The organism is Brevundimonas sp. GW821-FHT10A07, assembly GCF_059415785.1.
The window spans coordinates 42,654-65,692 of record NZ_JBWKNX010000016.1; the positions used below are offsets into that span (position 1 = coordinate 42,654).

A 23,039-nucleotide genomic window follows, 5' to 3' on the forward strand; every position below is an offset into this window, starting at 1 on the left:
TCTTAGCGGCTGCGGGCCTCGCGATGGATATGGTCGGTGACGGCGGTCAGGTCGTTAAGGACGTCGCGGGCCGGAATCCGCAGGGTGCGTATGCCCTGATCCAGCAAGAAGGCGTCGCGCCGGGCGTCTTGAGCGCCTCGCCCTTCATGACTTTCTCCGTCGATCTCGACCGCCAGTCGCGCGCCGGCGCAATAAAAGTCGAGCACATAGGGGGCGATCGGATGCTGGCGGCGGAACTTCAGCCCGCCCAATTTCTCGCCCCGCAGCGCCTGCCATAGCTGGACCTCGGGCAAACTCATCTCTCGGCGCAAATCGCGCGCCCGGTCGATGATGTCCGAGGGACGACCGTCTTCGGGCTCCAAGCCTTTCGCCAACGTCTCCAGCACCCCCTTGCCGTAGCGGTCCAGCTTCGACTGGCCGACGCCGGGCAGGGCGGCGAGGGCGGCGAGGTCGCCGGGCTCGGCGTGGGCGATTTCCAGCAGGGTCTTGTCCTGGAAGATGACATAGGGCGGGACGTGCTGTTCCGAGGCGCGGTCGCGGCGCCAGGCCCGCAGGGCCTCGAACCGGGCGCGGACGTCGGCGTCCATGGTCTCGAGCGCGGCGTTGCGGCCCTCGCCGGTGCGGTCGCGGCGATTGCGCGGATTGCCCGAGCGCGTGCCGGCGTCGTAGCCGGCGGGCACGCGGCGCACCTCGATCTTGCGTTCGGCCTTGTAGACGGCGCGTACCGCCTCGCCGTCGCCCAGACCGACCAGGGGCTTGCCGTCGTTCGGATCCTCGACCAGCAGGCCCTCGAACAACAGGTGATCGACGATGTCGCGCCAGCCGTTGGGCGAGATGTCGGCGCCTATGCCCCAGGTGGACAGCTGCTGCTCCCACGGCTGGACCGCCTTGGTCCGGCCGGTCAGGTGGTCGACGATCCGGCCCCGGCCGAACCGGCCGCCCAGACGCTGGACCGCCGCCAGGGCCTTTTGCGCGGGGACGGTGGCGTCATAGAGAAGCGGCGGGTCGCCGCAGATGTCGCAGACGCCGCAAGGCTCCGCGTCGGTCTCGCCGAAATAGCGGCGCACGGCCTGGGCGCGGCAGACGGCGCCGTCCAGCATGGCGAACAACTGGCGGGCCTTGCGCACCTGAACCTGTTTGACCTCCTCGGCCATCGGGCGGCTGTCCAGCCGGCGCAGGGTCCAGGCGATGTCGGAGGGGCCGTACAGGGTGATGCCCTCGGCCGGTTCGCCGTCGCGGCCGCCCCGGCCGATCTCCTGCCAATAGGCCTCTAGCGACCCCGGCGGATCGGCGTGGATGACGAAACGGACGTCGGCCTTGTCCACCCCCATGCCGAAGGCGATGGTGGCCACCATGACGGCCCCGTCCTCGGCCAGGAAACGCTCCAGCCGGCGGTCCCGCTCCTTGTTGTCCATGCCCGCGTGATAGGCGATGGCGTTGGTCCCGGCGTCGCGCAGGGCCTGGGCCACGCGGTCGCAGCCGTCGCGGCTGCCGCAATAGACCACGCCCGGCTTGCCGCGCCGCTCACGCACCAGTTCGATGACCCGGGCGTCGGTCTTGGCGCGCGAGGCGCTCTCCTTGCGCTCGGCCGACAGCTGCAGGTTGGGGCGGGCGAAGCTGTCGACGAAGACCTTGGCCTGTTCCAGCCGCAGCGAGCGCAGGATGTCGTCGCGGGTGCGGGCGTCGGCGGTGGCGGTGACGGCGATGCGCGGGACGTTCGGGAACCGCTCGGCCAGCAGACCCAGGTTGCGATAGTCGGGACGGAAATCGTGCCCCCACTGGCTGACGCAGTGGGCCTCGTCGATGGCGATCAGGCTCAGGGGCAGTTCGGCCAGCCGGTCCATCATGGCCCCCGCCGCCAGGCCTTCGGGCGAGACATACAGCAGGTCCAGATCGCCGGACCGGGCCGCGGCCCAGATCGCCGACCGCTCGTCCAGCGAGACGCCGGAATCCAGCCGGGCGGCGGCGACGCCCTGCTGCTTCAGGGCCTCGACCTGGTCGGTCATCAGGGCGATCAGGGGCGAGACCACGAGGCCCAGGCCGGGGCGGAGGATGGCCGGGATCTGATAGCAGACGCTCTTGCCGCCGCCGGTCGGCAGCACGGCCAAGGCGTCGCGCCCGGCCAGGATCTCGGCCACCACCTGGCTTTGCAGGCCGCGAAAATCCCCATGGCCCCAGACGCGCGACAGCAGGGACCGGGCGTCGTCCAGCGTCGGGTCCTGGTCGGGGCGGAACTGGGTTTGCGTGGCGGGCATCCGAAGGTTGTGCACTATTTGTTCCGCCGTGCGAAGATCGCCCGGCCGTTTTCACGGCCGGGTCTTAAGTTAGAATGGGCCGTTTTCACGGCCGGGCGTCAGGCCGGCGAAGGGGGCGTCAGTGGGCGGGCGAGACGGCGAACTGGCCGCCGTCGCGATAGCGCCACAGATAGGAGGGGGCGATGGAGCCCATGCTGGTCGGATGAACCATGCCCAGGTCGGTCAGGCCGGCGGCGTCCGGCGAGACGATGTTGTCGGACTGAAGCATGACGACCTGATCGCGGGTCAGGGGCGGGGTCAGGCCCAGAAGGGCGACGGTCTGGAACACCGAACCCATCAGGCGGGCGACGGGGAAGGGGATGGGCAGAAGCGGCCGATTGCGGCCGGTCTCGCGGCACACCAGCTCCAGCACTTCGCGGAAGCTGAAGACGTCCGGACCGCCCAGTTCGAAGGTGCGGCCGGCCGCGTCGCCGCGGATCACGGCGCGGGCGACGGCCTCGGCCACGTCGCCGACATAGACCGGCTGGAACCGGGTCTTGCCGCCGCCGATCAGCGGCAGGGCGGGGGCCATGGTCGCCATGGCGGCGAACCGGTTCAGGAAGCCGTCGCTGGCGCCGAACACCAGGGACGGGCGCAGGATGACGGCGTCCGGATAGACGGCGCGAATTTCGTTCTCGGCCTCACCCTTGGTGCGGGCGTAGGCGGAGCGGCTGTTGGAGTCGGCGCCGATGGCCGAGATCTGGACGACGCGCTCCACCCCGGCGGCCTTGGACGCCTGGGCGATATTCCTGGCGGCCTCGACATGGGCGCTCTTGAAGCCGCGCTTGCCGCCGCCGTCGTGCAGGACGCCGACCAGATTGACCACGGCGTGCGAGCCGCGCACCGCCGCCGCCACATCCTCGGCATTGGTCACGTCGCAGCGCATGAACTGGATCTGGCCCGGATCGCCCAGGGGCTGGACCTCGATGGCCAGAACCGGGTTGCGCACCGCAACGCGGATGCGCCAGCCGCGACGGGCCAGGGCGCGCACCGCCTGCGATCCGATGAAGCCGGATCCTCCGAAGAGGGTCACGACGCCGGGGGCGAGGTCAGCCATGGGGAAAGCTCCAGTCGAAATCCGTGTCGGCGGGATAAACGATAGGGCGCCGCACCGCAACGCGGCGTTGGACTGTCAAGCTGGCGATCGTGGCCGCCGCCCCTATCTGCGACCCATGAAAGTCTTCACAATCGGCTACGAGGGCGCGACCCAGGCCCAGGTGATCGACCGGCTGAAGGCGGCCGGGGTCGATCTTCTGATCGATGTCCGCGCCGTCGCCGCCTCGCGCCGCGCCGGGTTTTCCAAGACGATTCTGGGCGAGAGCCTGAAGGCCGAGGGGATCGACTATCTCCACCTGCGCGGCCTGGGCACGCCCAAGGCGGGGCGGGATGCGGCCCGCAAGGGTCATGTCGCCGAAATGCGCGCCATCTTCGCCGACCATCTGGCCGAGCCCCAGGCCCAGATGGAATATGAGCGGCTGAAGGCGCTGGCGGGCGAGAAGCGCGTGGCCCTGCTGTGCTTCGAGGCCGACCACGCCGGCTGCCACCGCGCCGTCCTGGCGGAGCGGCTGTCGGATGAGGCCGGCGCGAGCGTGGTCAACCTTTAGGGGCGGGGGGCGAGGCCCACCTTCCCCCGCTTGCGGGGGAAGTGTCAGGTCGTGGCGCGAAGCGACACGCCTGACGATGGGGGGAGTTTTTCTTCTGAAATCAGACTCCCCTCTCCGACCCTGGTTCGCTTCGCGAACGCCGGGCTACCTCTCCCGCAAGCGGGAGAGGGTCTTTTGCGTTACGGCCGGCCGACCAGTTGGTCGACCGAACCGCTGGTCACGGGATGGTACAGCGGCCGGGCCTCGGCGTAGATGCGGCGGGCGATGGGGCGGCCCCAGTCGCCCTCGTTCCACAGGGTCTGGAACAGGGGCAGGACGAACTTGCGCCGGCCCTGGCTGGTCAGGAATTTCTCCGCCGTGGCGACCGCAGGCTGATAGCGGTGGGCCAGGGCGATCTGCAGCCAGGCGAAGGTCAGTTCGCTGTTGCCTTCGTTCGCCAGGTTCAGGGTGCGCTCCAGATCCGCCAGCTGGGCGGCGGTCAGCCAGTCGGCGTTGGCGGCCAGGCCCTCTGGGCGCCAGCCCAGGAAACGCTGGCGCTGCTGGGTGTTCCACTCCGCCCACGGAATGGCGGAGGCCGGTCCCTTGTCCTTGAAGAAGGCCACGGCGGCCGCATCGACCGGGGTGAAGGCGTTCGAGACCGGGACCACGGCGTTGGACGGCAGGCCGGGCTGATAGACCCAGGCGTCCAGCTGCAGTTCGGATTCCAGAGCCGCGTCGCCCCTCACCAGATGGGTCCGGATGTCCTCCAGGAACATGGCCGTGGTCATCGGCCGATAGGCGTTGCGGTCGAAATAGCCGCGCAGCCAGGCGTCGAACTTATCGCGCCCCGCGATCCGCTCGATGGTGCGCAGGAAGGCCGAACCCTTGTCATAGGCGATGGTGTTCATGCCGTCGTCGGGGTCGCGGCCGGTCAGGTCCAGATGCAGCCGGGTGTCGGCGGCGGGCAGGGATTTCAGCTCGTCCTGCAGCCCGTCCCAGCTCAGCACCTGTTCCTGCACCGCCCGGTCATGGCCGTAGATCGACTCCATGATCCGGTTCTCGAAATAGGTGGTGAAGCCCTCGTTCAGCCAGAAGTCGTTCCAGGTGGCGTTGGTGACCAGATTGCCGGACCAGGAGTGGGCCAGTTCATGCGCCACCAACGAGACCAGCGACTGGTCGCCGGCGATGATGGTCGGGGTGGCGAAGGTCAGTTTGGGGTTTTCCATCCCGCCGAACGGGAAGCTGGGCGGCAGGACCAGCAGGTCGTAGCGGCCCCACCGATAGGGGCCGTACAGCTTCTCGGCCGCGTCCACCATTTCGGCGGTCGGCTCCAGTTCGGCGGCGGCGGCGCGCAGGCGGCTGGGCTCGGTCCAGACCCCGGTCCGCTCATCGAAGGGCGCGAAGGCGATGTCGCCGACCCCGATGGCGATCAGATAGGGCGGGATCGGATTGTCCATCCGGAAGCGCCAGGACTTCATGCCATTTGCGGCGGCTTCGCCCTTGGGCGTCAGCTGGTCGGCGCTCATGACCACGGTCAGGTCGGCCGGTGCGGTGATGCGGGCCGAATAGGTCTGGCGGATGCCGGGGCTGTCCTGGGTCGGAACCCAGGTGCGGGTCAGAATGGCCTGGCCCTGGCTGAACAGATAGGGTTTCTGGCCGCCCGCCGTCTGGGTCGGGCTCAGCCATTGCAGGGCCGCCGCGTCGGGACGGGTCGAATAGCGGACGGTGATCTTGCGCCGCTCATTGGCGGCGAAGGCCGGGAAATAGACGGTCAGGGGCTGGCCCTTGATGGCGTCATTGTCGCCGACGACATAGCGCAGCGGTTGCCCGGAGGCGTCGCGAACGTCCTGGATGTCCAGGTTGCGGATGTCCAGGATCACCTCATTGGCGCCGGGGGCGGCCAGGATGTCCAGGGTCGCCGTCCCCGACAGGGTCTTGGCGTTGAAGTCGGCGGTCAGGTCCAGGGCGACGTCGACGACGCGGGCGATCTCGGGCCGGGCGTAGGTGTGGCTGTCGACCGCGTCGGGGCCGGGCGCGGGGGCGATGGCGGGCGGCGTCATCGACGCGGTTCCTCCGGTCGGGGTGGAACAGGCGCCGAGGCCGAGAACCGAAGCAAGGGCGAGGGCGGAGACGAGACCGAAGGCTTTGCGCTTCATCGAGGCTTTCCGGGGCTGACCAGAGGGGTTGTCCGGAGAACGCGCGGAAACGTCGAAAAGATCAAGCCTGCGGTCGGTAAAGCCTCAGTGCGCCGTCGCGCCGGGCGCGTGATGCGACCGGAACAGCCGGCCGCGCTCGGCGAACAGGACCCAGGCCAGGGCGATCAGGCCGAAGACGGTGAAGCCCAGCACCATGGGCACGGTGGTGCCGTTGAACTGTTGACCCACCGCAAAACCCAGCAGGGAGCCGAAGATGGTGGAGACGAAGCCCTGGATCGAGGCGGCGGTGCCGGCGATATGGCCCATGGTCTCCATGGCCATGGTGCCGAAGTTGCCGGCGATCAGGCCGAAGCAGAACATGGTCAGGGTCTGCAGCACGGCGAAGGTCCAGATCGATTCATGCCCGCTGATCGCCACGGCGGCGTGGATGGCCGAAATGGCGGTGAAGCCGATCAGGGCCGTGTGCGAGATCTTGCGCGATCCGAGCCGGACCACCAGCCGCGCATTGACGATCGAGGCCACGGCGATGCCGCCGGCGATCAGGGCGAAGACGGCCGGGAAGGCCGCCTCGGCGTCGAAGACGTCGGAGAAGATCTGCTGCGACGAGTTGATGAAGCCGAACAGCGCCCCGGTGATGGCCGTCATGGCCAGGGTGTAGCCGACGGCGGTGCGGTCGGTCAGGGCGGTCCTGTAGGCCGAGGTCAGGCGCTTCACCCGGATCGGCAGCCGATCCTCGGGCTTCAGCGTCTCGGGCAGACGAAGCGACGCCCAGACGATCAGGCCCACGCCGATCAGGCCCAGACCCGCGAAGATCCAGCGCCACGGCCCGACCAGCATGATCATCTGGCCGATCGACGGGGCCAGGATGGGCACGCCCAGGAAGACCAGGAAGCTGAAGGACATGACCCGGGCCATGGTGCGGCCTTCGTAGCGGTCGCGCACGATGGAGACGGCCAGCACGCGGGTGCAGGCGCTGCCCAGGCCCTGGCCGATCCGCGCCAGGATCAGCATGTCGAAGGTGGGCGCCAGGGTCGCCAGCAGGCTGAACACCACATAGACGCCGACGCCGAACAGCAGGACAGGCTTGCGCCCGAACCGGTCCGCCAGCGGGCCGTAGAACAACTGGGCCCCGCCGAAACCGAGCAGATAGGCGGTCACCACCCACTGGCGGTCGTTGTCGGTCGCCACGTTCAGGTCGGCGCCGATGTGCGGCAGGGCCGGCAGCATGGAGTCGATGGCCAGGGCGTTCAGCGCCATCATCAGGGCGATCAGGCAGACGAACTCGACGAAGCCGAGCTCCTTCTTGGCGGGGGCTGACGCGGGGGAAGAAGACATTTGGGCCAGATGCGCTGTCACGCCCCGATCCGCAACCGTCGCCCTGTCATAAATTGCTGCAATGCAGCGAAATCGAGTGGGTCGACACAGAACCGCGGCGAATGCAGTCTGATCGGTGGAGCACCGCCAAATGAAACACGCACTCCCAGCCCTTCTGACCTTGCCGGTCATTCTGCTCGCCATTTCGTCAGAGCCCCCTCCGGTATGGGGATCACCCCAGATCCAAATGCCAGAGAGATTTGCTGATCCAAAAGGAGTCTGGCGCGACCGACCGGCCGGCTGGGGCCACGCGATCACCGAACCGGCCTTTGCTATGGAGGAGTTGGCGAAGCGTTGTATTCCCCGCCTTCTGGTGAACTGCGAAACCTTCAAAGGTGGCTATCTGAGTGCGCCGGGAAGGCCGCGCATCTACTGGCAAATTCAGGATGGAGACGCCGACGAGTACGCCGCATCCGCTGGCTTCACACTCTTCGTGGAGTCGAATGCGTCGCTGATCCCGATCTTCTGGGCGGCCGAGGCGGACACCTACGAGGCGCCCGTCGTGTTCTGGAAGGGCGATGGCGATGGCGATGGCAGGGACCCCATCATCGCGATTGCAGGGTTCATGCAGGGCACCGGAAATTACAACGCCGATGCGCTGTTTCGATGGACGAACGGCCCGCACCCGCTGGTTCCGATTCAGACCGGAAGCTGGATCGGCGCCGCCCCCGCTCCACTTCCTGCCAATCTCTGGATCAATAAAGGCTTGGCCTTCAGTTACAATCCATCAGGTCTGCTGAAGGCCGACACAAGCCTGTGGCGAGCCGAGGATGGCAACTGCTGTCCGTCAGGCGGGAGCGCGAGTCTGTTTTTCGACGTCCGCGACGATGCCCTTGTGCTGACGTATGCGATCTATCTCCCTCCAGAAACAGAAAACTGACCCGAATTTCGCAACGCAGCGAAATCGAGATTGAAGCCGCAACGCCTCGCCATTGTCACGAAGCTTCGCTAGAGGAAGTCATGACAGAACAGATGACAGCACAGGCGGCGCTGGACCGCCTCGAAACCCTCTACACCCAATCCGTGACCAACCTGCGCGACGCCGTGCGGGATTTCGTCGAGACCGGCGCGCGGCCCGATCCGCTGAAACGCGCCGAAGGGGTGTTCGCCTATCCCGAACTTCGCATCCGCTGGGACGGGGATCGTCCCCAGGACCTGGAGCCGCGCGCCTACGCCCGGCTGTCGAAACAGGGAACCTACGCCACCACGATCACGCGGCCGGACCTGTTCCGCCCCTATCTGACCGAACAGCTGGGCCTGCTGGAGCAGGAGTACGCCGCGACCTTCGAGGTCGGGATCTCGAAGCAGGAAATCCCCTTCCCCTATGTGACCGACGGACTGGAGGTGGCGCTGGACCGGTCGATGACGGCGGCCCTGGCGCGCTGGTTCCCGACCACGGACCTGGCCCATATCGGCGACGAGATCGCCGACGGCCTGTTCGATATGGGCGGCGACTTTCCCCTGTCGCATTTCGACGGACTGAGGACCGACTTCTCGCTGGCGCGGCTGCGGCACTACACCGGCACGGCGGTGGACGACGTCCAGTCCTATGTCCTGTTCACCAACTATAATCGCTATGTCGACGAGTTCGTGCGCTGGGCCATCGAGCAGCTTCAGACGCCGGGCACGCCGTATGAGACCCTGTCCTGCGCCGGCGGGGTGGTGATCACGCGCGACACGCCCAATCCCGAGGCCTCGATCAGTGACACGGCCTGGAAGAAGCACCAGATGCCAGCCTATCACCTGACCGCGCCGGGCCATAAGGGCGTGACCCTGGTCAATATCGGCGTCGGCCCGTCCAACGCCAAGACCATCACCGACCACCTCGCCGTCACCCGCCCGCATGTCTGGCTGATGATCGGGCATTGCGGCGGCCTGCGCGCCAGCCAGACCATCGGCGACTATGTGCTGGCCCACGCCTATCTGCGCGACGACCATGTGCTGGACGCGGTGCTGCCGCCGGACATTCCGATCCCCTCGATCGCCGAGGTCCAGCGCGCCCTGTACGATGCGACCAAGTCAGTCAGCGGCATGCCCGGCGACGAGGTCAAGCTGCGCCTGCGCACCGGCACGGTGGTCACCACCGACGACCGGAACTGGGAGCTGCGCTATTCGAAGTCGGCGCTGCGCTTCAACCAGAGCCGGGCCGTCGCCATCGACATGGAAAGCGCCACCATCGCCGCCCAGGGTTACCGGTTCCGCGTCCCCTACGGCACCCTGTTATGCGTCTCGGACAAGCCGCTGCACGGCGAGATCAAGCTGCCGGGCCAGGCCAACCGCTTCTACGAAGGCTCGATCTCGGAACACCTCCAGATCGGCATTCAGGCGGTGGACCTGATGCGGAACGAGGGTTCGCGCCTGCATTCGCGCAAACTCCGCGCCTTCGACGAGCCGCCGTTCCGTTAAGGGCGTCGTACGAAAGATAAGGGCGTCGCACGAAAGACCCTCTCCCGCTTGCGGGAGAGGTGTCGCGTTGATCGCGCAGCGATCCAGCGACTGAGAGGGAAGTCCAACTCAGACGCAAGACTTCCCCCATCGTCAGGCGTGTCGCTTCGCGCCACGGCCTGACACTTCCCCCGCAAGCGGGGGAAGATCTTTTCGTCGCTGGCGTCGAAAAGTCGGCGGCAAAGGGTCTCCGAAAAAGAACTTTACAAACCAAAGCGCATTGTACATCCTGTGATCATCGGATTTCAGGAGGAGGGCGCCATGACGCGCGAGACGCAGACTATTCAGGACGACATCGCCTATATGCGGGCCTTGGCCCAGGAGGGGCGGCACGCGCCTTTGTTGGCGGGGCCGGTGCTGGTGACGGCCGCGGTTATTTTCGGGGCGGCCAATCTGGCTCAGTGGGCTCTGCTCACCGACGTGATCGACGCCTCCCCCTGGGCGCCGGTCTGGCTCTGGATCGGAGCGGGCCTCGTGTTCGGCGCGGCCCTGGCGGTTCTGATCGGTCGGATGAAGGGCAAGCCGGGCTTCAACTCGTCGGGCAATCGCGCGGTCGGCTCTGCCTGGTCGGCGGTTGGATATGGGATCTTCGCCACCTGGATGGGGTTTATGGCCATGGGGCTTAAGTCTGGCGATTGGTCGGTGATGATGGCCATGCCGACCATCGTCTTCGTGGCCTATGGCTCGGCCTGGATAATCGCGGGCGCCATGACGTGCGTGCGCTGGATGACGATGACGGGGATCCTGTCCTACATCGGCGCTGTGGTGGTGGGGTGGTTCGCCGGCGACATGGCCATGTATCTGGTTTTCGCAGGGATGATCTTCGCCGTCGCCTTTGTTCCCGGCCTGATCCTGATGCGGCAGGAACCGTCGGAGATCGTCTGATGGCGGATGATTTCGATATCGGCCGGATCGACGAGGTGATCCACGGGCGGATCCGGCTGGGGATCATGGCCTATCTGTCCGGGGCCGAGGCGGCGGATTTCAACACGCTGAAGGCCCGGTTGCAGACGACCGACGGCAATCTGTCGGTCCATCTGCGAAAGCTGGAGGAGGCGGGCTTCGTCGCCGTGACCAAGAGCTTCGTCGGCCGCAAGCCCCTGACCGAGGCCCGGCTGACCGAAGAGGGCCGGACCGCCTTCGTCGCCTATCTGGACGCTATGGCGGGGCTGCTTCCGGCGCGCTAGCTCTTCAGACGCCAGCCCGAGCGGAACACCAGCCAGCAGACGACTCCCATGACGACCATCAGCACGGCCGAACCGATCACGCCGACCGTCAGGTTGCTCTCGGCATGGCCGATGAAGCCGTAGCGGAAGCCGTCGATCAGATAGAAGAAGGGATTGTAGCGGCTGAACGAGCGGAACGGCTCGGGCAGGTTGTCGACCAGATAGAAGGTGCCCGACAGGAAGGTCATGGGCATGACGATGAAGTTCTGGACCGCCGACAGATGGTCGAACTTCTCGCTCCAAAGGCCCGCCAGAATCCCGGTCATGCCCATGATGAAACTGGCGGCCAGGGCGAACCAGACGATGGCGAAGATATTGGCCACGCCGAGCGGCGCGAATGGCAGGACGCACAGGGCCGTGACCAGACCGACCACCGCCCCGCGCGTCGCGGCGCCCAGTGTGAAGCCCATCGTCAGCTCCAGCGGGCTGAGCGGCGGGGTCAGGAAGTCGGTGGCCGTGCCCATGATCTTGGCCTGGATCAGGCTGGACGAGGCGTTGGCGAAGGCGTTGTTCAGCACCGCCATCATGATCAGGCCGGGCGCCACGAACAGGGCGAAGGGCGTGCCGTGCAGCGGCGGCCGGGCGCCCTGAAGCGCGACCACGAAGACCAGCATATAGAGCAGGGTCGTCACCACCGGCGCCGCCACCGTCTGGGCCCCCACCTTCCAGAACCGCCGCACCTCGCGCAGATACAGGGTCTGCACCCCGATCCAGTTGACCCCCGGATAACGCCGCGGCTGCGGCAGGCCGGCGGGGCGGGTGGAGATCAGGTTCGGCGCGGTCTCGGTCATGGCCGCCAGATGCGCTCTGGGGCCTGGCTTCGCAAGGTGGGGGTGACTCGTGATTGGTGAATCGTGGCCTTCGCTGACTCCCGATTCACGCGTCACGCCTGACGAACCCGTCTTAACCTTAACGAAGATTCAATATCTGGTTTCTGTGGACGGTTGATTCGCACATCTTGCGTCTCTTAACGGCTGGTTTACGATTAGTGGTAGGTCAAGACCCCGGAGGGGGAGCCTGGACCTAGATATTGAATCCAAACTCGCTGAGGGTGGCATGACCGCAGGCTGGACCGACGACCGCGTAGGCGCGCTGAAGAAGCTCTGGCTCGAGGGCCAGTCCGCGAGCCAGATCGCCAAACAATTGGGCGGCGGGGTCACCCGCAACGCCGTGATCGGCAAGGTGCACCGTCTGGGCCTGTCGGGCCGGGCCGCTCCGTCGCAGCCGGCGCGCAACGCGACCAGCTTCCGCACCACCCGCCCGCGTCCGGCCGCTCCGGCCGCGACCCCGGCCCAGGCGCCCCAGGCTTCGGCTCCGCGCCGCCTGGAAGCCGTCTCGTCCAAGCCGGTCCCGCCGACGCCCCCGGCCGCCCCGATCCCGGACCTGCCGGGCACGGCCACGGTCATGACTCTGGGCGCGCACATGTGCAAATGGCCGATCGGCGACCCGTCCTCGCGCGAGTTCAGCTTCTGCGGCCGCCGCGCCTCGGAAGGCGTCTATTGCGTCGAACACGCCCGCGTCGCCTACCAGCCGCAAGTCCGTCGCGGCGCCAAGGAAAGCGGTTCGGATCTGGCCCGCAGTCTTCGTCGCTACATCTAAGGGCGCTATCGCGCTTCGCGCTACTTGAGCGCGGCGCTTCGCGCGGGAGCGCACGAATGCGCTCAAGCCGTGGGCGACTGCGTCGCGAACATAGCGCCACAAAGAGATGCTCTTTAGGGAGCCGACTTCCCCCTCGCCGGCCTGCGCAAGCGGCCGGCGAGACTCCAGGGGGCGGGGCTGCGGTTCATCCGGGTTGACGCAGCCCCATCCGCCTTGGTTGCGGTGCTTCCATCAGAAACGTCCCAACTGGTTGTAGAGAGCCACAGGCGGACGTTAGCGAGTTCTTCAGCGGACGACGGCAGGTTGGCGTCATGAGCATACCGGACCGCGTCATCGTCGTTGGAGCCGCCCTTCCGGCCGCGCTTGGATTTCCCGCCGCGCTTGGCTTGACGCACGACCTTATGGTCTCAGGATTTGTCGGGCTGGCCGCCAGTCTCGTCGGCGTCGTCATCTCCCTGACGCCGCCCGTTCGCAGAGCGAGAGTGCGCCTGCTGCGGCGGAAATATCCCGCTGAATCGTAAACTTCATAGATCTCAGTTCAACACCCGCCGCGCATCCGGCGTATCCAGCGAGAACGCCGGAATCTCCGCCTCGAAACTGCGGCCGTCCGCGTCCGTCATATAATAGGCGCCGACCATCGACCCGCTGTCGGTCGGCAGCGGGCAGCCCGAGGCGTAGGCGTAGCTGGCGCCCGGCTCGATCACCGGCTGTTCGCCGACCACGCCGGGGCCGCGCACCTCTTCGACATGGCCGTGACCGTCGGTGATGGTCCAGCGGCGCGCCATCAGCTGCACCGTCGATCCCGTCAGGTTCACGATCTCGATCTGATAGGCCCAGACCCAGCGGCCCTCGTCGGGGTCCGACTGGCCCGCCAGATAGCTGGGCCGGACCCGGATCAGGATGCCGTTGGTTTCGGCGGTATAGGCAGGACCATCGTGCATGGGCTATATGCTCGCCCCGCCGCGCGCGGGCTGCAAGCGCGACTTGGAGACAAGCCGCGAAAACCGTGTGAGACAGACGCCATGAGCTCCTTCCAAGCGCCCCGTCCCGGCATCCTGCCCGCCCAGTCCATCGAGACGCTGATCGCTGCGGGCGCCATCACCTCCGACACCCCGTTCGATCACGACCAGGTCCAGCCGGCCAGCCTGGACCTGCGCCTGTCGGACCAGGCCTGGCGCGTCCGCGCCTCCTTCCTGCCCGGCCGTCGCAAGGTCGAGGAACGGATCGCCGACGTGGCCATGCACGCCATCGAGATCACCGACGCGGGCGTCGTTCTGGAAAAGGGCTGCGTCTATATCGTGCGCCTGCAAGAGCGGCTGAACCTGCCCCAGGGCCTGATCGCGCGGGCCAATCCCAAAAGCTCGACCGGCCGCGTCGATGTCTTCGTGCGCCTGCTGACCGATCAGGGCGCCAGTTTCGACGATGTGGCCGAGGGCTATGACGGCCCCCTCTATATGGAGGTCGCGCCCCAGACCTTCTCCATCCTGGTGCGGCCGGGCACCCGGCTGAACCAGCTGCGTCTCAAGGCCGGCGATCCGCCCAAGCTGGAGACCCGCTCGGTCGGCGTCGATCTGCAGGGCGGCGACATCGTCGGCTTCCGGGGGCGACGCCACGCCGGGGTGGTCGATCTGGATCATATCGACGGCCACGACCCGCGCGACTTCTGGGAGCCGCTGACCCTGCGGCGCGGCGAACTGCTGCTGGATCCGGGCGAGTTCTATATCCTGGCCTCGTCCGACGATGTCGAGATCCCGGTCGATCAGGCCGCCGAAATGACCCCCATCGACCCGTCGGTGGGCGAGTTCCGCGTCCACTACGCCGGCTTCTTCGACCCCGGCTTCGGCACGGACGAGGCGCATGGTGCGGGGTCGAAAGGCGTGCTGGAAGTCCGTACCCACGACACCCCCTTCCTGCTGGAACACGGCCAGATCGTCGCCCGCCTGGTCTATGAACCCCTGACCGAACGCCCCAGCCGCCTGTATGGCGAAAGCGGCAGCCACTATCAGAACCAGGGCCTGAAGCTGTCGAAGCATTTCAGGGCGTGGTGACGGGGAGCGTGACGGGTGAGGCGTGAATGGTGATTGGTGCGTCTGCGCCTCACGATTCACCAATCACCATTCACCGACTTCACGTCAGCCTGTTCGCCTTGCGCAGCCCCGGGAACATGGCCGACCAGGCGCCGGTCGCGGCCAAGGCCCCGACGCCGCCGAACACCGCCGCCCCGACCGCGCCCAGGATGCGGACCATGACGCCGGAATAGGCCTCGCCCAGTTCGTTCGAGGCGCCGATGAACAGCATCGACACGGACGAGACCCGGCCGCGCATATGATCGGGCGTGGCCAGCTGGATCAGGGTCTGGCGGACGTTGACGCTGATCATGTCCGCCGCCCCGCCGATCAGCAGGGCCAGGCCGGACAGCCAGACGATCCTGGACAGGCCGAAGGTCAGGGTGCAGATGCCGAACACCGCCACGGCCGAGAACATCCAGCGCCCGCCGTTCCGCCGGATCGGGAAGCGGCTCAGATAGATGGCCATGCCCATGGCGCCGACGCCGAAGGCCGCGCGCAGCAGGCCGAAGCCCTGGGGTCCGACATGAAGGATGTCGCGGGCGAAGATGGGCGTCAGAAGCGCGACGCCCGCCAGCAGGACCACGACCAGGTCCAGGGAGATGGCGCCCAGGACGATCTTGGTCTTCCAGACATAGGCCAGGCCTTCCTTGACCGAGTCGATCGGCGACAGGGGATTGGCCTGGGGCGCGGGCTTGCCGCTGGTGCGGATCAGGATGAAGGCCGCCACCGCCAGCAGGAACATGCCCAGCGACACGGCATAGGCCAGGGGCACATTGACCCCCACGATCACCCCGCCCAGGGCCGGGCCGGCGATGGCCCCGGTCTGGAAGGCGATGGACTGGGCGGCGATGGCGGGCGGCAGGGCCTTGCGCCCCACCACCATGGGCAGGAAGGCCTGGCTGGCCGGCGCCAGGAAGGCCCGCGCCGCGCCGAACAGGGCCGCCACCGCCAGCAGACCCCACAGGGGCGGGTTTCCGTGAAGCGCCATGGCCAGGAACGACCCGGCGCAGGCCGCCTCGACCAGGATGGAGATCCACACCGTCCGCTTCCTGTCGCGGCGATCGGCCATGGCTCCCGCCGGCAGGGTGAAGGCCAGCAGCGGCAGGAACTGACACAGGCCGACCAGGCCCAGATACAGACTGGCCTGCTCGATCGGATGGTCGCGGCGGGCGATCTCATAGACCTGCCACAACAGGGCCGAGGACTGGATCTGGATCGCCAGCACGGCGACCACGCGGCCGAACCACAACAGGCGGAAATCGCGGATGCCCCACGGACTGTCGGGGCCTTCGGCAGGGGCGGTGTCGGTAGAGTCTGAGGTCACGTGCGTCTGGGCTGTTTCGGATAGGGCGAACCGTCGCGGTGGAAGTAGCGGTCCGCGCCTGCGGGCAGGACCATGTCGATGTCGGGGTAGTCGCAGGCCGTCACGGTCGGGCTGCGCGTGCCGACCTCCAGCAGAACCGCCTCGCGGCCGGATCGGTTCTCGATCCTGTGGCCGTTGGGGACGCCGGCCTTGAACCCGGCGCAGTCGCCGGCGCGAAGCACCGTCTCGCCGTCGTCCTCGATCAGCACGACCTCGCCCTCGACCACCATGACGAACTCGTCCTCGGCTTCGTGCCAGTGCCGCTGGCTGGACCAGGCGCCGGCGGGCAGGCGCAGCAGGTTGACGCCGAACTGGCTCAGGCCCGCCGCATCGCCCAGCTTCCAGCGGCGACGCGACAGACAGGGGCCTGCAAACTCATCCGGATAGGTCGTGCCGTCGCCTCTCGGCGCGCTGTCGATGTCGATCTTGGGCATGGGCCTTCTCGCCGTGACGCGATGTCCGTAAAGCATAGGCGCATGAGCCGCGCATCAACTCCTGTGATCGATCCTGTCGAACTGACCCGCGACCTGATCCGTATTCCGTCCGTCACCCCCGCCGACGAGGGGGCGATGGACGTGCTGGAACGGCATCTGACGGCCCTCGGCTTCCACTGCCGCCGGCTGGCGTTCGAGGGGCCGGGGGGCGAAGGGGTCCATGCGCGAATCGAGAACCTGTACGCGCGGCGCGGGACCGCCTCGCCCAACCTGTGTTTCGCCGGCCATACGGACGTGGTGCCGACCGGCCCGTCCGAGCAGTGGTCGTCGCAACCCTTCACCGCCGAGGTCAGGGACGGCGTCCTGTACGGCCGGGGCGCGGTGGACATGAAGGGCGGGATCGCCGCCTGGGTCGCCGCCGTGTCCCAGGTCATCGCGCACCATGCCGAGAATGGGGGAGAGGTCGAAGGCTCCCTCTCCTTCCTGATCACCGGGGACGAGGAAGGCCCGGCGCTGCACGGCACCAAACGGGTGGTCGAGACCCTGGCGGCCGAGGGCGAGGTGATCGACGCCTGTATCGTGGGCGAACCCTCGTCGTCGCAGCATCTGGGCGACATGATCAAGGTCGGGCGGCGCGGCTCGCTGAACACCTGGATCACCGTCACGGGCAAACAGGGCCACGTCGCCTATCCGGAACGGGCGGCCAATCCGGCGCCGGTCATCGCCAAGCTGATGAGCCGGCTGAACGACCATGTGCTGGACGACGGTTATGAGGGCTTCCCCCCGTCGAACCTGGAGATCACCAGCATCGACATCGGCAATCCGGCGACCAACATCATCCCGGCCGAGGCCAAGGCGCGGCTGAACATCCGCTTCAACCCCAGCCATACGGGCGATGCCTTGATCGACTGGCTGAACCGCGAGGCCGGGGCCATGCAGGCCGAGACCGGGCTGCAGATCACCCTGGACCACCTGTGTTCGGGCGAGGCCTTCCTGACCGAACCCGGCGTCTTCGTCGCGGCGGTGCAGGACGCGGTCGAGGCCGTCGCCGGCCGCCGGCCCGAGGCCTCGACCACCGGCGGCACCTCCGACGCCCGCTTCATCCGCGCCCTGTGCCCGGTGCTGGAACTGGGCCTGGTCGGCCAGACCATGCACCAGATCGACGAACGGGTGCCGACGGCGGAGCTGGAGACCCTGACGGCGGTCTATCGGCGGGTGATCGAGACGGTGTTCGAACGGCTGTGAGGCTGGGGAAATAGACTCAATCCCCTGCGACAGCCAAGGGACGAACAGGCCAAGCCTGCTCGTCCCACCGAGACCTAGTCCGCCTGGGCGGCGTCCGGTCGCTTCTTCTTCGCCGGCCCGGGGGCGGCGGCTTCGTCAGCCGAGGGCGCGCTTTGCAGGCTCGGCGCGGGCTCCGGCGTCCGTAGTGCGCCGGTCAATCCCTTCAGATCAGCTCCAGACAGGCCCACCTCGGCCATCAGTTGATCGACCAGTGGGGCCTGGGCGCGATAGCGCAGGGCGCTGCTGACGACCTGTTCCGACAGGTTGCCGTCGTGCGAGCCGCCGGCGCCCGCGCCGGCCGAAGCGCCGCCGCCGTTCAGGCCTTCGACCTGGACGATCTTGATGGAGTCGATGCTCTCCATCGGCTTGACGGACTCGGCGATGATACGGTCCAGGTTCTCGATCAGCTTGATGCGTATCTGCATGGCGACCTGTTCGGCAGACAACAGATTCGCCGCAGTGTTCAAAGCTTGCCGGCCGGCGGCCTCGACCTCGTAGTGGACCCGCGCCGCCTCGGCGGCCGCGCGCACGGCCTTGGCCTGGGCCTCGGCCTCGATCGTGGTCTTGTCGGCCTGACCGCGCGCCTGTTCCCGTAGGGCTTCGGCCTGGTCGGCGGCGGCGATCTTCTCGGCCTCGGCGGCGACGCGGACGGTGATGGCCTCGCGCTCGGCCTCCTTGGTCGCCTCGATCAGCTCGATGATCTTCTGACGATCGGCGGCCTCACGGTCTCGCATCGTCTTGACCTGCTCCTCGGCCTGGACAGCGAGCGCCAGCGCCTTGTCGGCCTCGGCCTTGGCTTCGGACTGCGCGCGGGACTTCTCGGCGACGGCGATGTCGCGATCCTGCTCGGACAGTTCGATCGCCTTGGCCTTCTCGATGTCCTGGGTCTCGACGGCGCGGGCCTTGGAGATTTCGCGCTCGGCGACTTCCTGTTCCATGGCGATGCGCTGCTGGGCGACGAGACGCTCGGCCTCGATCCTCGCCTGCTCGATCTGCTGCTGGGAAGTGATCTTGGCGGCCTCGGCCTCGCGCGCCTTCTCGGCCTCCTGGCGGGCCACGTCCGCACCCTGTTCGGCCCGACGGTTGGCGAGCTCGCGCTCCTGTTCCAGCTGAGCGTATTCTTCGTCGCGCTGGATCTCCAGCGTACGGCGCTGGGCCTCAAGGTTCTTGGTGCGGATCTGAACCTGGGTGTCCTGTTCAATATCGTTGCGCAGCTTCTTGCGCAGTTCGATCTCCTCGGTCAGCCGCGTCAGGCCCTCGGCGTCGAAGGCGTTGGACGGATTGAAATGCTCCATCGCGGTCTGGTCGAGGCCGGTCAGCGAGACAGTCTCAAGCTCGAGGCCGTTCTTCAGCAGGTCCTCGGACGAGACCTGCTGCACCTTCTGGACGAAGTGGGTGCGCTGCTCGTGCAGCTCCGTCATCGTCAGCTCGGCCGCGACCGAGCGCAGGGCGTCGACGAACTTGCCCTCGACCAGGTCCTTCAATTGTTCGGGGTGCATCGTCCGCAGGCCTAGGGTCTGGGCGGCCGAGGCGATGGCGTCGGCGCTGGGTTGAACCCGGACATAGAACTCAGCCAGCACGTCAACACGCATGCGGTCCTTGGTGATCAGCGCCTGTTCATTGCTGCGCTGAACCGCCAGACGCAGGGTGTTCATATTGACCTGGATCGTCTCGTGCAGGACCGGCAGAACCAGGGCGCCGCCGTTCATGACGACCTTCTCGCCGCCGAAGCCGGTGCGAACGAAGGCAGTCTCCTTGGACGCTCGCTTGTACAGGCGAGCGAAGATCAGGCCCAGGATCAACAGGGCGACAAGCCCTGCACCGGACAGAATGGCGATCTCTATGAGCGAGTTCATTTGAAGGGCCCCTAAACTTGAAAAGTCGTCAGACAGACGCGTCGAGCAGCGACGCGCTGGTGTTGTGAATGGCGAAGTATTTGGCCCCCGCATGCCGGACCAACAGCACGCTGCCGCCCTGGGCGAAGACGTCTGTAGCGTTGTCCGGCTCGACCATGACGTAGTGGACCTGGCCGTGCTCGTCGCGCACGCGGGCCTGGGCCGCGCTGGCGTGGCGCGCCTCCCCTGTGACAATGACCGCCACCCGCCCGACAAGACTGTCGCGCGAAACCGCCGTGGTCTCGTCACGCGGCATGATTTTGGCGACGCCGCGACCGAAGACTCGCGTCACCGGCAGGCCGACTGCGAAGGCCAGCGGCGCCGCCAGAAACCAAGGGGCGGGTTGGCCGAAGATTGCGGCGACGATCCTCTGGCCGATCAGCCCCGTCATGCCAAAGGCGAACAGGAAGACGACGATCAACATCAGCAGCGGCAGCCGCCCGACGTTCAGCCAGGACAGAAGCGAGGGGGTCTCGACATTGACGTCCGCGTCCACCCCGTCGAGCCCATCGCCGGCCGCCAGGCCGCCGCCGAGACCGAGGGCCTCGACCACGCCGATCAGCATCATCAGAACGAGGGCCGCGACAAAGGGCACGTTGTCCGGCGAAAAAAGAAACCCCCACATCGGCGGCGTCAGCCCTTGTCGCCGGTGCGCGCCTTGATGGCGGCGAGACGTTCCTCGACGCGGTTCCGGCGCGCCAGACCGTCCAGTTCCGCCAGCTTGGCGCCCTGCTCGCGGTCAACGCCCCCCAGGGGCGGCGCCCCTTCACGAGCCATCAGCCGGTCGAAGGCGCCGGTCGCGTTCTCGACGCGGCGGGTCACGCTGGGCTTGCCGTCGGAGCCCACCCCGCCCGTGGCCGCACCTGCGTCCTCGGCGCCGCGCGCCCGGGCCAGAAGCATGGACTGGAAGGCGTCCTCCATCTCCCGGCGCTTGGCGAGCAGGGCGGCGACATAGCCTTCCAACTCGATCTCGCGCTTGCCGGCGTCGGCCACCGTGGCCTCCAGGACGGGGACCTGGGCTTCGACGTCGAGTTGATGCTCGACCGCCGCGCGGGCCAGGTCCTCGCGGCTTTCACGCAGCGCCAGTTCGATCTGGCCCGCCAACTCCTCGTGACGGCTGCTCTGTTCAGTCAGCCGTTTGTTGGCCAGATGCTTGCCGGCGATGGTGCGGCCCAGTTCGGCGCGAACATCGTCCACCGCCTTGTCGATTTCACGCAGGGTCTGCTGGACGATGGCGTCCGGCATGGCGCCTTCGATCGTATCGATCAGCGCGTGCGCACTGCCCGAGACGATGCGGCCGACGCGAGCGCTAAGTGTATCCGCCATGCTCTTGATCCTTCCGTTAGCGCGCGGCCAGGGCCGCAGAAACAAGCCGCATCAGTTCGGCCGACTCGGCGAGTCGGCGAGAGATGACGGCGGGGTCATAGGCCGGAGCAGTGGGCGTCAGGGCCCAGCGCAACAGCTGATCGGTCATCCGGGTCGCGCAATCCACCAGTCGCGCCTCGTGCCGGACAAGCTCGTCGGAAACGCTCTTCGAGCCTGGACGCGGGGCGGTCAGGGCCAGGGCCAGGAATTCCTCGGCGATGTTCATCAACCCCACTGCGACGTCTGAGTGACGGTCCAGATCCTGCTCGATGATGCGGACCGCACGGACCGTCGCGGCCATGTGATCGTGACTGACCGCCAGGGCTGCGGGAAAGGAATCGAGCGGTTCGGCCCTTTGCCGCGCCTGCCTGATAAGACCGCGAATCTTATCGCTGGCCGTCACCGCGCCGTCGATCTCCAGCTTCGAAAGGAAGCTGGTGTCGTCCTCAGAAAGCCGGACGCTGAGAGGGGTGGTCAGGGAAGCCATGCGAAGTTTGTATTACATCGTATTTCGTTTGTAAACATTCTCACTCAGCAGTCACGCTTGGGCCGCCAGATTTGGTCTCTGCAAGGGCATCTCGGGCAGCACCCATTCTTTACCTGCGCTCCAAAAACCGCAGCACGGTCAGGACGTGCGTCTTCACCCCCAACGGCAAGACGGTCTCGTTCGGTGAGAACTCCGGCGAGTGGTTGGGCGCGGACTGGGACGGGTCAACGCCGTCGGGACTGGCGCCCAGGTGGTAGAAGACGCCGGGGATCGCCTGCTGGAAATAGCTGAAGTCCTCGGCCACCGTGGTCGGGGGTGTGGCGGGGTTGACGTTGCCGGGGCCGGCCGCCTCGGTCAGGACCGGGGCCAGCCAGGCGGACAGGCCGGGGTCGTTGAAGACCAGGGCGGCGTTCTGGCGGACGCCGAACTCGGCGGTGGCGCCATAGGCGGCGGCGACGTGGTCGATGGCGGTCTCGGCGCGGGCGACCAGGGCGTCGCGCTGGGCGACGTCGAAAGTGCGGAGCGTGCCCGACAGGGTCGCGCTGTCGGGGATGATGTTGTAGCGGACGCCGGCGTTCAGTGTGGCGATGGTGAAGACCGTCGGGGTGGTGGTCGGATCGACCGTGCGGGCGGTCAGGGTGTTGACCGTCTCGATCACCTGGCCCGCCACCGCGATCACGTCCACGCCGCGCCAGGGCCAGGCGCCGTGGGTCTGTTTGCCCCTCAGCACGATATCGACCCGGTCCGAGGCGGCCATGAAGCCTTCGGGGCGGTAGAAGACGCTGCCCGGACGGCCGGGCACGACGTGCAGGCCGAAGATGGCCTCGGGCTTGGGATCGTTCAGCGCGCCCTCGGCGATCATCAGGGCGGCGCCGCCCTTGGGCTCGCCGGGAGGGGCGCCCTCTTCCGCCGGCTGGAAGACGAAGACCACCGTGCCGGGGATCTGGTCCTTCATTCCGGCCAGGACTTCCGCCGCCCCCATCAACATCGCCATGTGCATGTCGTGGCCGCAGGCGTGGGCCACGGGAACCGTATTGCCCATGTATGTGCCGGTGGCGGTGGAGGCGAAGGCCAGGCCCGTCGCCTCCTGCACCGGCAGGGCGTCCATGTCGGCGCGCAGGGCCACGACCCGGCCGGGACGGGCGCCGCGCAGGACGCCTATGACGCCGGTCTTGCCGACCCCGGTGCGGACCTCCAGCCCCAGGGACCGCAGATGGTCGGCGATGACGGCGGCCGAGCGGGTCTCGGCGAAGCCCAGTTCGGGATGCTGGTGGAAGTCGCGGCGCCAGTCGACCACCCGGGGCGTCACGCGCTGGACGGCGGCGTCCACGCTGGCCGCATCGACGGCCTGGGCCTTGGCGGAACCGGCCGCGAGCAGCAGCGCCAGGGTGGAGACGGCGAACAGGCGACGCATGTGGATATCCCGTGAAATCGGAGAAGCCGCAGGATGAGGGCGCCGGGGCCG

At 67.5% G+C, this 23,039-nt stretch carries 21 protein-coding genes and 1 pseudogene; 8 read left to right on the top strand and 14 right to left on the bottom strand.

The window, feature by feature from the left end:
• Nucleotides 1-2: 2 nt before the first annotated feature.
• From AC07NC_RS13425 to AC07NC_RS13435, 3 genes and pseudogenes are all read right to left on the bottom strand, one after another.
• Nucleotides 3-299, bottom strand: a complete 297-nt coding sequence (locus AC07NC_RS13425; protein WP_426025900.1) for an endonuclease domain-containing protein — start codon at nt 297-299, stop codon at nt 3-5.
• A 72-nt stretch (nt 300-371) separates the two neighbouring features.
• Nucleotides 372-2,255, bottom strand: a pseudogene (recQ, locus tag AC07NC_RS13430) (DNA helicase RecQ); the annotation flags it as partial.
• Nucleotides 2,256-2,373: 118 nt separating this feature from the next.
• Entirely contained in the window at nt 2,374-3,351 is a 978-nt protein-coding gene (locus tag AC07NC_RS13435; protein WP_494569857.1) for a complex I NDUFA9 subunit family protein, read from the bottom strand.
• A gap of 115 nt (nt 3,352-3,466) precedes the next feature.
• Here AC07NC_RS13435 and AC07NC_RS13440 point away from each other — a divergent pair, with 115 nt between their 5' ends.
• Entirely contained in the window at nt 3,467-3,898 is a 432-nt protein-coding gene (locus tag AC07NC_RS13440) for a DUF488 domain-containing protein (RefSeq protein ID WP_494569858.1), read from the top strand.
• 179 nt (nt 3,899-4,077) lie between these two features.
• On the opposite strand, the gene AC07NC_RS13445 is transcribed toward AC07NC_RS13440, so the two are convergent.
• The gene (locus AC07NC_RS13445; protein WP_494569859.1) at nt 4,078-6,033 is read right to left on the bottom strand and encodes a M1 family metallopeptidase; all 1,956 of its coding nucleotides are present in this window, start codon (nt 6,031-6,033) and stop codon (nt 4,078-4,080) included.
• Between the two features lie 84 nt (nt 6,034-6,117).
• Nucleotides 6,118-7,368 carry a multidrug effflux MFS transporter gene (locus tag AC07NC_RS13450; protein ID WP_494569860.1) on the bottom strand — a complete coding sequence of 417 codons (1,251 nt, stop codon included), beginning with the start codon at nt 7,366-7,368 and terminating at the stop codon, nt 6,118-6,120.
• Nucleotides 7,369-7,498: 130 nt separating this feature from the next.
• Between AC07NC_RS13450 and AC07NC_RS13455 the strand changes: the two genes are divergently transcribed.
• The 4 genes from AC07NC_RS13455 to AC07NC_RS13470 all read left to right on the top strand — a co-directional run bounded on the left by AC07NC_RS13455 (nt 7,499) and on the right by AC07NC_RS13470 (nt 11,039).
• A complete protein-coding gene (locus AC07NC_RS13455) occupies nt 7,499-8,287 on the top strand; it encodes a hypothetical protein (protein WP_494569861.1) in 789 nt (262 codons plus the stop codon).
• Nucleotides 8,288-8,367: 80 nt separating this feature from the next.
• Nucleotides 8,368-9,813, top strand: a complete 1,446-nt coding sequence (locus AC07NC_RS13460) for an AMP nucleosidase (protein WP_035308775.1) — start codon at nt 8,368-8,370, stop codon at nt 9,811-9,813.
• Between the two features lie 300 nt (nt 9,814-10,113).
• On the top strand, nt 10,114-10,737 hold the full coding sequence (locus tag AC07NC_RS13465) for a hypothetical protein (RefSeq protein WP_494569862.1): 624 nt from the start codon (nt 10,114-10,116) through the stop codon (nt 10,735-10,737).
• Complete coding sequence (locus tag AC07NC_RS13470) at nt 10,737-11,039, top strand: winged helix-turn-helix domain-containing protein (RefSeq protein WP_494569863.1); 303 nt, start codon at nt 10,737-10,739, stop codon at nt 11,037-11,039. The genes AC07NC_RS13465 and AC07NC_RS13470 overlap by 1 nt, the downstream gene beginning before the upstream one ends.
• On the opposite strand, the gene AC07NC_RS13475 is transcribed toward AC07NC_RS13470, so the two are convergent.
• A complete protein-coding gene (locus AC07NC_RS13475) occupies nt 11,036-11,869 on the bottom strand; it encodes an ABC transporter permease (RefSeq protein ID WP_154726071.1) in 834 nt (277 codons plus the stop codon). The genes AC07NC_RS13470 and AC07NC_RS13475 overlap by 4 nt on opposite strands.
• A 265-nt stretch (nt 11,870-12,134) precedes the next feature.
• On the opposite strand from AC07NC_RS13475, the gene gcrA reads away from it, so the two are divergent.
• Entirely contained in the window at nt 12,135-12,677 is a 543-nt protein-coding gene (gene gcrA, locus AC07NC_RS13480) for a cell cycle sigma 70 cofactor GcrA (protein WP_494569864.1), read from the top strand.
• 533 nt (nt 12,678-13,210) lie between these two features.
• Here gcrA and apaG read toward each other — a convergent pair.
• The gene (gene apaG, locus AC07NC_RS13485) at nt 13,211-13,618 is read right to left on the bottom strand and encodes a Co2+/Mg2+ efflux facilitator ApaG/CorD (RefSeq protein ID WP_008263607.1); all 408 of its coding nucleotides are present in this window, start codon (nt 13,616-13,618) and stop codon (nt 13,211-13,213) included.
• Nucleotides 13,619-13,699: 81 nt separating this feature from the next.
• Here apaG and AC07NC_RS13490 point away from each other — a divergent pair, with 81 nt between their 5' ends.
• The gene (locus AC07NC_RS13490; protein WP_372704808.1) at nt 13,700-14,725 is read left to right on the top strand and encodes a 2'-deoxycytidine 5'-triphosphate deaminase; all 1,026 of its coding nucleotides are present in this window, start codon (nt 13,700-13,702) and stop codon (nt 14,723-14,725) included.
• Between the two features lie 79 nt (nt 14,726-14,804).
• On the opposite strand, the gene AC07NC_RS13495 is transcribed toward AC07NC_RS13490, so the two are convergent.
• Both AC07NC_RS13495 and AC07NC_RS13500 read right to left on the bottom strand, forming a co-directional pair.
• Complete coding sequence (locus AC07NC_RS13495) at nt 14,805-16,070, bottom strand: MFS transporter (protein ID WP_494569865.1); 1,266 nt, start codon at nt 16,068-16,070, stop codon at nt 14,805-14,807.
• A complete protein-coding gene (locus AC07NC_RS13500; RefSeq protein ID WP_494569866.1) occupies nt 16,067-16,543 on the bottom strand; it encodes a cupin domain-containing protein in 477 nt (158 codons plus the stop codon). The genes AC07NC_RS13495 and AC07NC_RS13500 overlap by 4 nt, the downstream gene beginning before the upstream one ends.
• Nucleotides 16,544-16,585: 42 nt before the next feature.
• On the opposite strand from AC07NC_RS13500, the gene dapE reads away from it, so the two are divergent.
• Nucleotides 16,586-17,788: a succinyl-diaminopimelate desuccinylase gene (dapE, locus tag AC07NC_RS13505; protein ID WP_494569867.1), complete on the top strand. Its 1,203-nt coding sequence runs from the start codon at nt 16,586-16,588 to the stop codon at nt 17,786-17,788.
• Nucleotides 17,789-17,862: 74 nt separating this feature from the next.
• Here the strand turns inward: dapE and AC07NC_RS13510 are convergent, their stop codons facing one another.
• The 5 genes from AC07NC_RS13510 to AC07NC_RS13530 all read right to left on the bottom strand — a co-directional run bounded on the left by AC07NC_RS13510 (nt 17,863) and on the right by AC07NC_RS13530 (nt 22,988).
• Entirely contained in the window at nt 17,863-19,683 is a 1,821-nt protein-coding gene (locus AC07NC_RS13510) for a flotillin family protein (RefSeq protein ID WP_494569868.1), read from the bottom strand.
• A gap of 28 nt (nt 19,684-19,711) precedes the next feature.
• Nucleotides 19,712-20,347: a YqiJ family protein gene (locus AC07NC_RS13515; RefSeq protein ID WP_494569869.1), complete on the bottom strand. Its 636-nt coding sequence runs from the start codon at nt 20,345-20,347 to the stop codon at nt 19,712-19,714.
• An 8-nt stretch (nt 20,348-20,355) separates the two neighbouring features.
• Nucleotides 20,356-21,048, bottom strand: coding sequence for a PspA/IM30 family protein (locus AC07NC_RS13520; protein WP_494569870.1), 693 nt, complete (start codon nt 21,046-21,048; stop codon nt 20,356-20,358).
• Nucleotides 21,049-21,064: 16 nt separating this feature from the next.
• The gene (locus tag AC07NC_RS13525) at nt 21,065-21,574 is read right to left on the bottom strand and encodes a hypothetical protein (RefSeq protein WP_494569871.1); all 510 of its coding nucleotides are present in this window, start codon (nt 21,572-21,574) and stop codon (nt 21,065-21,067) included.
• A gap of 109 nt (nt 21,575-21,683) precedes the next feature.
• On the bottom strand, nt 21,684-22,988 hold the full coding sequence (locus AC07NC_RS13530; RefSeq protein WP_494569872.1) for an amidohydrolase: 1,305 nt from the start codon (nt 22,986-22,988) through the stop codon (nt 21,684-21,686).
• Between the last annotated feature and the right edge of the window lie 51 nt (nt 22,989-23,039).

Coding starts and splice junctions, on each gene's coding strand:
- AC07NC_RS13470 (WP_494569863.1), top strand. CDS start 10,737: ATGGCGGATGATTTCGATATCGGCCGGATCGACGAGGTGATCCACGGG.
- AC07NC_RS13455 (WP_494569861.1), top strand. CDS start 7,499: ATGAAACACGCACTCCCAGCCCTTCTGACCTTGCCGGTCATTCTGCTC.
- AC07NC_RS13490 (WP_372704808.1), top strand. CDS start 13,700: ATGAGCTCCTTCCAAGCGCCCCGTCCCGGCATCCTGCCCGCCCAGTCC.
- apaG (WP_008263607.1), bottom strand. CDS start 13,618: ATGCACGATGGTCCTGCCTATACCGCCGAAACCAACGGCATCCTGATC.
- AC07NC_RS13440 (WP_494569858.1), top strand. CDS start 3,467: ATGAAAGTCTTCACAATCGGCTACGAGGGCGCGACCCAGGCCCAGGTG.
- AC07NC_RS13520 (WP_494569870.1), bottom strand. CDS start 21,048: ATGGCGGATACACTTAGCGCTCGCGTCGGCCGCATCGTCTCGGGCAGT.
- AC07NC_RS13475 (WP_154726071.1), bottom strand. CDS start 11,869: ATGACCGAGACCGCGCCGAACCTGATCTCCACCCGCCCCGCCGGCCTG.
- AC07NC_RS13450 (WP_494569860.1), bottom strand. CDS start 7,368: ATGTCTTCTTCCCCCGCGTCAGCCCCCGCCAAGAAGGAGCTCGGCTTC.
- AC07NC_RS13525 (WP_494569871.1), bottom strand. CDS start 21,574: ATGGCTTCCCTGACCACCCCTCTCAGCGTCCGGCTTTCTGAGGACGAC.
- AC07NC_RS13435 (WP_494569857.1), bottom strand. CDS start 3,351: ATGGCTGACCTCGCCCCCGGCGTCGTGACCCTCTTCGGAGGATCCGGC.
- AC07NC_RS13500 (WP_494569866.1), bottom strand. CDS start 16,543: ATGCCCAAGATCGACATCGACAGCGCGCCGAGAGGCGACGGCACGACC.
- AC07NC_RS13515 (WP_494569869.1), bottom strand. CDS start 20,347: ATGTGGGGGTTTCTTTTTTCGCCGGACAACGTGCCCTTTGTCGCGGCC.
- AC07NC_RS13530 (WP_494569872.1), bottom strand. CDS start 22,988: ATGCGTCGCCTGTTCGCCGTCTCCACCCTGGCGCTGCTGCTCGCGGCC.
- gcrA (WP_494569864.1), top strand. CDS start 12,135: ATGACCGCAGGCTGGACCGACGACCGCGTAGGCGCGCTGAAGAAGCTC.
- AC07NC_RS13465 (WP_494569862.1), top strand. CDS start 10,114: ATGACGCGCGAGACGCAGACTATTCAGGACGACATCGCCTATATGCGG.
- AC07NC_RS13460 (WP_035308775.1), top strand. CDS start 8,368: ATGACAGAACAGATGACAGCACAGGCGGCGCTGGACCGCCTCGAAACC.
- AC07NC_RS13425 (WP_426025900.1), bottom strand. CDS start 299: ATGAGTTTGCCCGAGGTCCAGCTATGGCAGGCGCTGCGGGGCGAGAAA.
- dapE (WP_494569867.1), top strand. CDS start 16,586: ATGAGCCGCGCATCAACTCCTGTGATCGATCCTGTCGAACTGACCCGC.
- AC07NC_RS13445 (WP_494569859.1), bottom strand. CDS start 6,033: ATGAAGCGCAAAGCCTTCGGTCTCGTCTCCGCCCTCGCCCTTGCTTCG.
- AC07NC_RS13510 (WP_494569868.1), bottom strand. CDS start 19,683: ATGAACTCGCTCATAGAGATCGCCATTCTGTCCGGTGCAGGGCTTGTC.